This is a genomic window from Cryobacterium sp. W22_MBD10_FK3 (genome assembly GCF_052113745.1).
In the GTDB taxonomy this organism is placed as follows: domain Bacteria; phylum Actinomycetota; class Actinomycetes; order Actinomycetales; family Microbacteriaceae; genus Cryobacterium.
In genome coordinates this window covers 64,649-75,532 of record NZ_JBGQOH010000012.1, presented here as the reverse complement: position 1 = coordinate 75,532, position 10,884 = coordinate 64,649, and the positions used below count along the sequence as shown (strand labels likewise).

General features: G+C 69.2%; 10 protein-coding genes. 1 reads left to right on the top strand and 9 read right to left on the bottom strand.

Annotated elements, in window-relative coordinates; all coding sequences use genetic code 11:
• Nucleotides 1-29: 29 nt before the first annotated feature.
• The 6 genes from ACEN2M_RS12460 to ACEN2M_RS12435 all read right to left on the bottom strand — a co-directional run bounded on the left by ACEN2M_RS12460 (nucleotide 30) and on the right by ACEN2M_RS12435 (nucleotide 4,570).
• Nucleotides 30-899 (bottom strand): SseB family protein, encoded by an 870-nt coding sequence (locus ACEN2M_RS12460; protein WP_441648452.1) that lies wholly within the window; start codon nucleotides 897-899, stop codon nucleotides 30-32.
• A complete protein-coding gene (priA, locus tag ACEN2M_RS12455; RefSeq protein ID WP_441648451.1) occupies nucleotides 883-1,629 on the bottom strand; it encodes a bifunctional 1-(5-phosphoribosyl)-5-((5-phosphoribosylamino)methylideneamino)imidazole-4-carboxamide isomerase/phosphoribosylanthranilate isomerase PriA in 747 nt (248 codons plus the stop codon). Before priA ends, ACEN2M_RS12460 begins: the two co-directional genes overlap by 17 nt.
• Nucleotides 1,630-1,691: 62 nt before the next feature.
• On the bottom strand, nucleotides 1,692-2,324 hold the full coding sequence (gene hisH / locus ACEN2M_RS12450; RefSeq protein WP_441648450.1) for an imidazole glycerol phosphate synthase subunit HisH: 633 nt from the start codon (nucleotides 2,322-2,324) through the stop codon (nucleotides 1,692-1,694).
• Nucleotides 2,321-2,938 carry an imidazoleglycerol-phosphate dehydratase HisB gene (hisB, locus tag ACEN2M_RS12445; protein ID WP_441648449.1) on the bottom strand — a complete coding sequence of 206 codons (618 nt, stop codon included), beginning with the start codon at nucleotides 2,936-2,938 and terminating at the stop codon, nucleotides 2,321-2,323. Before hisB ends, hisH begins: the two co-directional genes overlap by 4 nt.
• Nucleotides 2,939-2,947: 9 nt before the next feature.
• The gene (locus ACEN2M_RS12440) at nucleotides 2,948-4,033 is read right to left on the bottom strand and encodes a histidinol-phosphate transaminase (protein ID WP_441648448.1); all 1,086 of its coding nucleotides are present in this window, start codon (nucleotides 4,031-4,033) and stop codon (nucleotides 2,948-2,950) included.
• Nucleotides 4,034-4,168: 135 nt separating this feature from the next.
• On the bottom strand, nucleotides 4,169-4,570 hold the full coding sequence (locus ACEN2M_RS12435) for a LysM peptidoglycan-binding domain-containing protein (protein ID WP_441648447.1): 402 nt from the start codon (nucleotides 4,568-4,570) through the stop codon (nucleotides 4,169-4,171).
• A 303-nt stretch (nucleotides 4,571-4,873) separates the two neighbouring features.
• On the opposite strand from ACEN2M_RS12435, the gene lexA reads away from it, so the two are divergent.
• The gene (gene lexA, locus ACEN2M_RS12430) at nucleotides 4,874-5,575 is read left to right on the top strand and encodes a transcriptional repressor LexA (RefSeq protein ID WP_441648446.1); all 702 of its coding nucleotides are present in this window, start codon (nucleotides 4,874-4,876) and stop codon (nucleotides 5,573-5,575) included.
• A 74-nt stretch (nucleotides 5,576-5,649) separates the two neighbouring features.
• Here lexA and metE read toward each other — a convergent pair whose 3' ends face one another.
• The 3 genes from metE to hflX form a co-directional block, all read right to left on the bottom strand.
• The gene (metE, locus tag ACEN2M_RS12425) at nucleotides 5,650-7,971 is read right to left on the bottom strand and encodes a 5-methyltetrahydropteroyltriglutamate--homocysteine S-methyltransferase (protein ID WP_441648445.1); all 2,322 of its coding nucleotides are present in this window, start codon (nucleotides 7,969-7,971) and stop codon (nucleotides 5,650-5,652) included.
• Nucleotides 7,971-9,044: a methylenetetrahydrofolate reductase gene (locus ACEN2M_RS12420; RefSeq protein ID WP_441648444.1), complete on the bottom strand. Its 1,074-nt coding sequence runs from the start codon at nucleotides 9,042-9,044 to the stop codon at nucleotides 7,971-7,973. Before ACEN2M_RS12420 ends, metE begins: the two co-directional genes overlap by 1 nt.
• Before the next feature lie 279 nt (nucleotides 9,045-9,323).
• Complete coding sequence (gene hflX / locus ACEN2M_RS12415; RefSeq protein ID WP_441648443.1) at nucleotides 9,324-10,868, bottom strand: GTPase HflX; 1,545 nt, start codon at nucleotides 10,866-10,868, stop codon at nucleotides 9,324-9,326.
• Between the last annotated feature and the right edge of the window lie 16 nt (nucleotides 10,869-10,884).

Genomic DNA, 10,884 nt, shown 5'->3' with positions numbered 1-10,884 from the left:
GCGGGCGAATGAGCGCGGGCGGGCCGGGCCTAGGCGGAGGCGACGAGTTGCACCCGCAGGGAGTCCACCCCGGTGGCGATCACGTCGTTGGCAGCCCAACGTGCCGCGAGGCGGGCCAGGGTGGCGTCGAGCACAGCCCGGCTGAGCCCGTCGACGAGTTCGAGGCGCACGACCAGCTCGGGACCGGCGAGCGTGGATTGCGGGTCGCCGGCGGTGAGGCTGACCGAGAGCACCGAGAGTTCACTCGCGATGGACTCGTCGAACGCCGAAGCGACCACCCGGCTGGCGTAGCTGGGGGTGTACGGCGAGTCTTGGGCGATCGCCCACAGCGCCGGCCGGCGCACCACGAACTCGGTGTCGGCGGTGGGGTCGATGACCACCAGGTCGGTGTTCTCCTGGGCCGCTGCCAACGCCACCCGCACGGCATCCGCCGGTACCGGGCGAGCCAGCGCGTTCCAGGCCCGCATGGCCGCGGCCGACGAGAACACCGGGAGCACGGCCCGGCCGTCGGGGCCGGCCACGGTGATGATCGACAGCTCCTGGGTCTTGTCCACCCGCAGCCCGTGCGGGCCCCGGTCCCCGGCCGCGGCGGCACCCTCGGTGTGCGGGGCATCCGCATCCGCGCCGAGGGCGGTGACGAGCGGGATCAGCAGGCGGGCAGCCCGCACGGCGTCGATGACGCTTTCCTCGCCGGTTTCACGCGCCCGGAATCTGGCGAGGGCCTGCATCAGCGCGGCGGGCGCCAGGCCGTCGTCGTCGGCGTACTCGGTGTCGTCCAGCGCGCGGCCGGCCCAGGGCTGGCCGGCGGAATCAGCGGCCGGGTCGTCGGCAGCGCCGGCGGCGGAGTCTCGGGACTCCTCCGGCAGGCCTGTCGAGCCGAGGTTACGCGCCGGAGACATCCAGCGCCTCGGCGAGGGTGAAGGCGCCGGCGTAGAGGGCCTTGCCCACAATCGCACCTTCCAGGCCGAGGGGCACCAGTTCGCGGAGCGCCACGATATCGTCGAGGCTGGCGATGCCGCCCGACGCGATGACGGGGCGGTGGGTGCGCTCCATGACCTCGCGCAGCAGTTCGATGTTCGGTCCCTTGAGGGTGCCGTCCTTGGTGACGTCGGTCACGACGTAGCGCGTGCAGCCGGCTTCCTCCAGGCGTTCGAGCACCTGCCACAGGTCGCCGCCGTCCTTGGTCCAGCCACGGGCGGCCAGCGTGGTACCGCGCACATCCAGCCCCACGGCGATGGCGTCGCCGTACTGCGCGATCACACTGGCGGCCCATTCGGGGTTTTCCAGGGCCGCAGTGCCCAGGTTGATGCGCTTGACCCCGGTGTTCAGCGCGGCTTCGAGCGACTTGTCGTCGCGGATGCCTCCGGAGAGTTCGACGTTCACGCCGCGGAGCTGCTTGATGACCTTCTTGAGCACGCCGGTGTTGTTGCCGCGGCCGAAGGCGGCGTCGAGGTCGACGAGGTGGATCCACTCCGCGCCCTGGTTGGCCCAGTCGAGGGCGGCATCCATCGGGTCGCCGTAGTTGGTCTCGGTGCCGGCCTCACCCTGGGTGAGGCGCACGGCCTTGCCGTCGGCGACGTCGACGGCCGGCAGGAGGACCAGCTTCGGGGTCTTGTTGAACTCGCTCATGATGTGCTGATGACCTTTTTCGTGTTCGTGCGACCGCGAAGGGAGCGGTCGGCTGGGGATGTCTAGTCGCGGAGCGTGCCGAGCCAGTTCTTCAACAGGCGGATGCCCGCGTCGCCGCTCTTCTCCGGGTGGAACTGGGTGGCCGTCAGCGGGCCGTTCTCGACCGCGGCCAGGAACCGGCTGCCGTGTTCGGCCCAGGTGAGCCGTGGAACCGGGAATGGCGGCATGACATCGAGCGACCAGTCCTGGGCGGCGTAGGAGTGCACGAAGTAGAACCGTTCCTCCTCCAGCCCACGGAACAATACCGACTCGGCATCGGGAGTGACGGTGTTCCAGCCCATGTGCGGCAGCACTGGGGCCGGCAGGGCGGTGACGGTGCCCGGCCATTCGCCGAGGCCCTCGGTGTTGATGCCGCGCTCGACGCCGTGTTCGAACATGACCTGCATGCCCACGCAGATGCCCATCACCGCCCGCCCGCCGGAGAGGCGTTTGTCGATGATGTCGCCGCCGTGCGCGTCGCTCAACGCGGCCATGACGGCGCTGAACGATCCGACGCCGGGCACGAGGAGTCCGTCGGCTTCGAGCGCGAGCTTGCGGTCACCGGTGAGCGTGACGTCGGCCCCGGCCAGCTCGAGCGCCTTGACGGCCGAGTGCACATTGCCGGTGCCGTAGTCCAGAACGACAACCGAGGTCATAGGGCGCCCTTGGTGGAGGGGATGCCGGAAACCAGCGGGTCGTAGGCCTTGGCTTGGCGGAAGGCACGGGCGAAGGCCTTGAACTCGGCTTCCGCGATGTGGTGCGGGTCGCGGCCGCCCACGACGGTGACGTGCACGGTCAGTGCGGCATTGAAGGCGATGGCTTCGAAGACGTGCCGCACCATGGAACCGGTGAAGTGGCCGCCGATGAGGTGGAACTCGAATCCGGCGGGCTCGCCGGTGTGCACGAGGTAGGGCCGGCCGGAGATGTCCACGACGGCCTGCACGAGTGCCTCGTCCAGCGGCACCAGGGCGTCGCCGTAGCGGGAGATGCCGGACTTGTCACCCAGCGCCTGCTTGATGGCCAGGCCCAGCACGATGCCGATGTCTTCAACGGTGTGGTGCACGTCGATCTCGGTGTCGCCCTTGGCGTGCACGGTGAGGTCGGTCAGCGAGTGCTTCGCGAACGCCGTGAGCAGGTGGTCGTAGAACGGCACGCTGGTGTGGATGTCGCTCACCCCGGTGCCATCGAGGTCGATCGACAGGTCGATGCTCGATTCGCTTGTTTCGCGCTGCAGGTGGGCACGGCGAGGCGAGGGCGTGACGTTGCTCATGGCGTTAGTTTATTCGGCTATCGGAGCGAGCCGTGCGATGGCGGTCAGGAACGCGCTCGTCTCGGCCTCGGTGCCGGCCGAGACGCGCAGGTGGCCGGGGATTCCGACGTCGCGGATCAGGATGCCGTCGGCCAGGAGGGCCTCGAAGGTGGCGTGCGGGTCGGCGACCCCGCCGAAGAGCACGAAGTTGCTGCCGCTCCGCAGCGGCCGGTAGCCCAGCCCGGTGAGCTCACGCACCAGACGGTCACGTTGCACCCGGATGTCGTCGACCATGGCGAGCATCTCCCCGGTGTGGGCGAGCGCAGCGACGGCGGCGGCCTGGGTGAGCGCGGACAGGTGGTACGGCAGACGCACCAGGCGCAGGGCATCAGTCACCGCCGGGTCGGCGGCCAGGTAGCCGAGCCGCACACCGGCGAACGCGAAGGCCTTGCTCATGGTGCGCGACACCAGCAGCCGCTCCCGGCCGGGCAGCAGAGTGAGGGCGCTCTCGGTGCCGTCGGGGGCGAACTCGGCGTAGGCCTCGTCGACGACGACGATGCCCGGGGTGGCGTCGTAGACGGCGGCGATGGTTTCCAGCGACAACGGCGTGCCGGTGGGGTTGTTCGGCGAGCAGAGGAAGACGATGTCTGGCGAGGTCTCCCGCACCCAGCGGGCGGCGGTCGCCGGGGTGAGTTCGTAGGCGGCGTCCCGGCCGCCCGGGATCCACCGGGTATCGGTGCCGGAGGCGAGGATCGAGTACATCGAGTAGGTTGGCGCGAAGCCGAGCAGGGAACGCCCCGGCCCGCCGAAGGCCTGCAGCACCTGCTGCAGCACCTCGTTGGAACCGTTGGCCGCCCAGATGTTGTCGCGGGTGAGGCCGTGACCGAGGTAGCCGGCGAGGTCGTCACGCAGTTGGGTGAACTCGCGGTCCGGGTACCGGTTGACGGTGAGGATGGCCGTGGCCAGCGCCGCCGCGATGTCGGCAGCGACAGCGGGCGGAATCGGGTGGGTGTTCTCGTTGACGTTCAGCGCCACCGGCACGTGCAACTGGGGGGCGCCGTAGGGGATGTGTCCGCGGAGGTTGTCACGCAGGGGCAGGTCGTCGAGGCTGGTCACCCGAACAAGCTTAGTTGCGCCGCGAGCCGCCCCGATCTGGGCCGAATCCCGGCTGCCGGCTCAGTAGCCGGCAGATCAGCAGTCGGCAGGTCAGTAGTCGGCAGGTCAGTAGTCGGCAGGTCAGTAGTCGGCAGGTCAGTAGTTGGCAGGGAGGGCGAGGCGCTGGCCGGGCTGCACTGCCTCGGACGGCAGCTGGTTGAGGTTGACGATGTCGGCGATCACGTCGCGCGGGTCCTGCGCGGGGGCGATCGACTCGGCCAGCTGCCACAGCGACTGGCCCGCCTCGATGGTGACGTATTCGAACGCGACGGCGCCGACACCGGCGGTGCCCTCCGCGGCGGCCATGCCGCCGTTGATGGCGATGCCGATGGCGCCAAGCACCAGGGGCACCGCGGCGAGGGTCGTGAACACGGCGCGCCCGCGGCGGGTCAGGCGCAGGTGCGTGGTCGGTGGGATGCCGGCGGTACCGGTGGAAGGGGTGCGGGTGGCCGTGGCGCGGGTGATCGAGCCGGGCTGCACTGCGTATGCTGCGCTCATGTCAAACCTCCTGGTAACGCATCTGGCCCTCGGCCGGGAGGGCCAGATGCGAATCTATGTTCCGAATATATCTTCGAGTGTTCGAACAATCAACCCTGTTTCCGGATATTATGGAGAGATATTCCGCAACACACTCGAATGCGTGTCTACGAATCGCTGCTCAGTGGCTACAGTTTCGATCGGGTAGCTGTACTCAAACAGACACCTCCGACATTGCCGCCGGCGGGCTTCCCGCAGCCGGCCAGTGACACCTTCAACCAGCACCAGCACCAGCCCCGACCGACTAACCAGAGGAGCGACAACGTGGCACAACAGAGCACACCTCGGGACAAGGGCGGCACGCGACGCCGCAAGAGCCTGAGCGACAAACAGCGCGCGGTGATGGACGTCATCCAGCGTTCGGTCCGCGACCGCGGCTACCCGCCGAGCATGCGCGAGATCGGTGATGCCGTCGGCCTGTCCTCACTGTCGAGCGTGACCCACCAGCTGCACCAGCTCGAGCTGAGCGGTTACCTGCGTCGTGACCCGCACCGCCCCCGCGCGCTCGAGGTGCTCATCGAGCTGCCCCAGTCCGGTGACGACGTCACCCCCGGCGCCGCAGACGACTACCAGTCCGGCATTCAGGTGGGTGACGCGGCGATGGTGCCGCTCGTCGGCCGTATCGCCGCCGGTATCCCGATCATGGCCGACCAGCAGATCGATGAGATCTTCCCGCTCCCCCGCCAGCTGGTGGGCAAGGGCGAGCTGTTCATGCTCAAGGTGGTCGGTGAGTCGATGATCGACGCCGCCATCTGCGACGGCGACTGGGTGGTCATCCGTCAGCAGAAGACAGCTGAAAACGGCGAGATCGTGGCAGCGATGCTCGACGGTGAAGCCACGGTCAAGGTGCTGCGGCAGCGCGACGGCCACACCTGGCTGCTCCCCCGCAACACCAACTTCGAGCCGATTCTGGGCGACTACGCCGAGGTCCTCGGCAAGGTCGTCGCGGTGCTGCGCTCGGTCTGATCCCCGCCCGGTTCCACACACGGAACAGGCCCGGTCCCCCAAGGGACCGGGCCTGTTCTGCGTCAGCTGTCGGTTCAGACCAGTGCGGCCCGAACGGCGCGGGTGGCGTCTACGATGTTGCGCAGCGAGTCGACGGTCTCGGCATAACCACGGGTTTTGAGGCCGCAGTCCGGGTTCACCCAGATCTGGCGGGCCGGGATGGATTCGAGTGCCCGCTCGAGCAGCTCGGTGACCTCGGCGACACCGGGCACGCGCGGTGAGTGGATGTCGTAGACGCCCGGCCCGATGCCGTGGTCGAACCCGCTGGTCTGCAGGTCGGCGACGACCTCCATCTTCGACCTGGCGGCCTCGATGCTGGTCACGTCGGCGTCGAGGTTGCGGATGGCGTCGATCACCACCCCGAATTCGGAGTAGCAGAGGTGGGTGTGGATCTGCGTCTGGTCCGCGACGCCCGCCGTGGCGAGCCTGAACGAGCCGACCGACCAGTCGAGGTAGTCGGCGTGGTCCTTCTTCTTCAGCGGCAGCAGTTCCCGCAGCGCGGGCTCGTCGACCTGCACGACCTGGATGCCTGCGGCTTCCAGGTCGCCGATCTCATCGCGGAGGGCGAGCGCCACCTGGCGGGCGGTCTCCCCCAGCGGCTGGTCGTCACGCACGAACGACCAGGCCAGGATGGTGACCGGCCCGGTGAGCATGCCCTTGACCGGCTTCTCGGTCAGGCTCTGGGTGTAGCTGGACCATTCCACGGTGATGGGCGCCGGCCTGGACACGTCGCCCCAGAGGATGGACGGTCGGGTACACCGGCTGCCGTAGGACTGCACCCAACCGTTTTCGGTCACCGTGAAGCCGTCGAGGTTCTCGGCGAAATACTGCACCATGTCGTTGCGCTCGGGTTCGCCATGCACGAGCACGTCGAGGCCGAGGTCTTCCTGCAGTTGCACGACCCGGCCGATCTCGGCGCGCATCAGCTCCCGATAGTCGGCCGGCGCGAGGTCACCGGAGACCAGGCGGGCTCGGGCGCGGCGGATCTCAGTGGTCTGCGGGAACGAACCGATGGTCGTGGTCGGCAGCGGCGGCAGGTCGAGCACGGCTTCCTGGGCGGCGACCCGGCTCTCGTAGTCCCCCCGGCTGAAGTCGGCCGGGGTGAGCGTGTTGAGCCGGGCGCGCACGGCGCCATCACGCACGCCGGGCGACACGCGACGTTGGGCCAGTGCCGCGGTGGCCGCGTCAAGGTCGGCCTGGATGGCTGCCTGACCGTGGGAGAGGCCGCGGGCGAGGGTGGCGACCTGGCCGATCTTCTGGTCGGCGAAGGCCAGCCAGCTGGTGAGGTCGGCTCCCAGCTTGGTCTCGTCGGTGACGTCGTGCGGCAGGTGCAGCAGCGAGGTGGAGGTGGAAACCGCGACGTTCTCGCTCAGCCTGCTCAGCTGGCCGACCGTGTCGAATGCCGCCGCGAGGTCGCCGCGCCAGATGTTGTGGCCGTCGATGACGCCGGCCACCAGAGTCGTGTCCTCCAGCCCGGGGATGCCGGCCGGCACCGTGCCGCGCACCAGGTCCAGGCCGATCGCCTCGACCGGGGTGTTGGCCAGCACCGGGAGGGCGTCGTCGAGGCTGCCGTAGGGGGCCGCAACGAACAGTCCCGGTCGGGTGTCGAGCCCGCCGAGGGTGTCGTAGGCCTGGGCCAGGGCGGCCAGGGCGCGGTCCCGCGGGATGTCGATGCTCTCGCTCACGAGACCCGGTTCGTCCAGCTGCACCCACTCCGCGCCGGCCGCGGCGAGGCGTTCGATCAGGGCCGCGTAGACCGGCAGCAGGTCGTCGAGGCGGTCCAGGGGGTGGAAGCCGGCCGGGGCCGCTTCGCTCGGCTTGGCCAGCAGCAGGAAGGTGACCGGGCCGACAATGACCGGCCGGGTGAGGAAGCCGGCGGCGACGGCTTCCTCGAACTCCCGCACGATGCGGTCGCTGGCCAGGTGGAACCTGGTCTCCGGGCCGATTTCGGGCACCAGGTAGTGGTAGTTGGAGTCGAACCACTTGGTCATCTCGAGGGGCAGGTTCTCGCCGGCGCCGCGCGCCAGGGTGAAGTAGCCGGCGAGGTCGAGGTGGCCGTCGGCGTCGACGAGGCCGGCGAAGCGGGCCGGGATGGCGCCCACGGTCACCGCGGCATCCAGCACCTGGTCGTAGAACGAGAAGCTTTCGGGGATTGACGAGTCGGAGCGGCCGAGGCCCAGGCCCACGAGGCGCTCCCGGGTGGTGCTGCGCAGGGCGGCAGCGATGGTCTCGAGCTCGGCGGCGTCGATGCGGCCGGCCCAGAAGGCTTCGACGGCCTTCTTCAGCTCGCGGCGCCGGCCGATCCGGGGGTAGCCGAGGATCGTTCCGGTGGGGAAGGCGGGGACGGTGGTGGTCATCAGTTGTAGTCCTTCGTGGAGTAGATACCGGCAGGGGTGCTGGTGGGGCTGGTCGAGGGAGGGGTCGCGGAGCGGGTAGACGGCGGGATGCGGGCGGAGACGACGGGTTGTGCCGGTGCGAGCGCGCCGGCCCGGTCGAGCACCGCGAGCACGGTTTCGTGCTGGTTGAAGGCGTAGAGGTGCAGGCCGGGAGCCCCGCCGGCGATGAGTTTCTTGGCCAGGGTGGTGGCGTGCTCGATTCCGATCTCGCGCTGGCCCTCCGGGGTGGGTTCCACCTCGAGCTGAATGGAGAGCTCGGCGGGCAGCTCCTCGCCGGAGAGCTCGAGGATGCGCCGGAGCCGGCCGGGGCTGGTCACGGGCATGATGCCGGGCAGGATCGGGAATTCGACCCCGGCCTCCCTGGCCCGCTCGATGAAGCTGAGGTAGTGGTCGGCATGGAAGAACAGCTGGGTGATGGCCAGGTTGGCACCCGCGGCCTGTTTGGCCAGCAGCGTGTCGATGTCCTGCGCGGTGGAGCGGGAGCGCGGGTGACCGTTCGGGAAGGCGGCCACGGCGATACGCACGTGCTCACGCTCGGTCTTCACCGCCCGCGCCCGCGGCAGGCCCGGGATGGGGGTCTCCTGGTACGGCACCCGCTCGGCCTGCACCCGGTGGATCAGCTGCACCAGCTCGCCGGCGCTGTGCAGGTCGCCGAGGAAGGCGTCGTTCTCGGTCAGGCCCTCCGGCGGGTCGCCGCGGAGGGCGAGGAAGCTGCGCACGCCGGCGTCGAGGAACTCGCGGATCAGGCTGCTCGCCTCGGCGTGCGACGAGCCGACGCAGGTGAGGTGTGCCATCGGGTCCACCCGGGTGGTCCGGCGGATGTAGCGCAGCACGTCTAGGGACGAGACGCGTGACGAGCCGCTGGCACCATAGGTGACCGAGATGAAGTCGGGTCCGGCCGCGGCGAGGGCGTCGATGGTGGTGTGCAGCGCCGTGGCGGCGGCATCAGTTTTGGGCGGGTACAGCTCGAAGGAGAACGGGGTGTTCTCTGGACAGGCCGGGTCCGTCGGCGCTGTGTCTGGGCTCGCGGTCATGGTTCCTCATTCGGCATGGTGGGTTCACTTCGAAGGCCTGGCGGCCGCGGACCGCCAGGGAAACCAGGCGGCTGCTCGCGGGCGGGTGCCGGGCTCGGCTGTCGCTCCATGCCGGGCAGAATAGCCTGCCGACAACGAATGAGATGACTCTAACAACGCGGATTCCTCGCGCGCTTCTGCATGGCCGATTGTTACGTTCCTCGGCCCGCCGCCTTAATGACCGCAGGCGACCCCTGCTCCTGAATCAGGATGCGGGGGCCGCCTTCGCGGGGTTCGGTGTCAGCCGGCGATGGCCGGGGCGACGACGAACGGGGTGAACTGCGCCTCGATGCCGGGCGACACGAGGGCCGTGACCTGGGTGCCGGTCTCGGAGTAGTCCAGCGCCAGAACCTTGCCCTGCTCGTGCAAGATCGGGATGAGGTCACCGCGGTCGTAGGGAATCAACAGGTCCAAACGGATTTCCGGACGGGGCAGCATGGTTTCGAGAATCTGCAGCACCTCGTCGATGCCCTCGCCGTTGCGTGCCGATACGAAGATCGCCTTGGGCGCGAGGCCCCGCAGCACCAGACGGTCGTCGTCGCTGACCAGGTCGCTCTTGTTGAACACGACCAGCTCGGGGATGTCGCTGGCCCCGACCTCGCCGATGACCTCGCGCACCGTCGCCAGCTGGCTGGCCGGGTCGGGGTGGGACGCGTCGACGACGTGGATGATGACGTCGGAGTCGGCGACCTCCTCGAGGGTGGAGCGGAACGCCTCGACCAACTGGTGGGGCAGGTTGCGCACGAAACCGACAGTGTCGGTGAAGGTGTACAGCCGGCCGTCGGCCGTCGTGGACTTGCGCACGGTGGCGTCGAGGGTGGCGAAGAGAGAGTTCTCCACCAGCACGCCGGCCTTGGTGATGCGGTTGAGCAGGCTGGACTTGCCGGCGTTGGTGTAGCCGACAATCGCCACACTCGGCACGGCATTGCGCTTGCGGTTGGCGCGCTTGGCCTCGCGGGCCGGCTTCATCTCAAGCATCTGCTTGCGCAGGCGCGACATCCGGGTGTGGATGCGGCGGCGGTCCAGTTCGATCTTCGTCTCACCGGGTCCGCGCGAACCCATGCCGGCTCCGGTGCCACCGACCTGGCCACCGGCCTGGCGGGACATCGAGTCACCCCAGCCTCGGAGGCGGGGAAGCAGGTAGGCCAGCTGGGCGAGTTCGACCTGCGCCTTGCCCTCCCGGCTCTTGGCGTGCTGGCTGAAGATGTCCAGGATCACGGCGGTGCGGTCGATGACCTTCACCTTGACCACGTCTTCGAGGGCACGGCGCTGGCTGGGCGCGAGTTCGGAGTCGGCGATCACCGTGTCGGCGCCGAGCGCCGCCACGATGGACGCGAGTTCGAGGGCCTTGCCCTTGCCGAGGTAGGTGCTGGGGTCAGGGGTGGCGCGGCGCTGCAGCAGGCCGTCGAGCACGGTGGCTCCGGCGGTTTCGGCCAGGGCGGCGAGCTCCCGCATGGAGTTCTCGGCGTCGAGCAGGCTGCGGGCGGAGTAGACGCCGATCAGCACCACGTTTTCGAGGCGCAGCTGGCGGTATTCAACCTCGGTGACGTCCTGAAGCTCGGTGGAGAGGCCGCCGACCCGGCGGAGGGCGTTGCGGTCTTCACGCTCGGTCTGTTCGCCGTCGTGGTCGTTACCGTCGAAACCGCCGCCGGCCGGGCGGGCCTGCAGTGCCTGGGCGGATCCGCTCGCGAACAACGAGTAGCCGGACGACCGGCTCTCGGCACTGGCCAGCACGCGCGCAACTACATCGTCATCGCCATCGTGTGGAGCGTTTATATCAGTCATTGCTTTAACTCTAGTT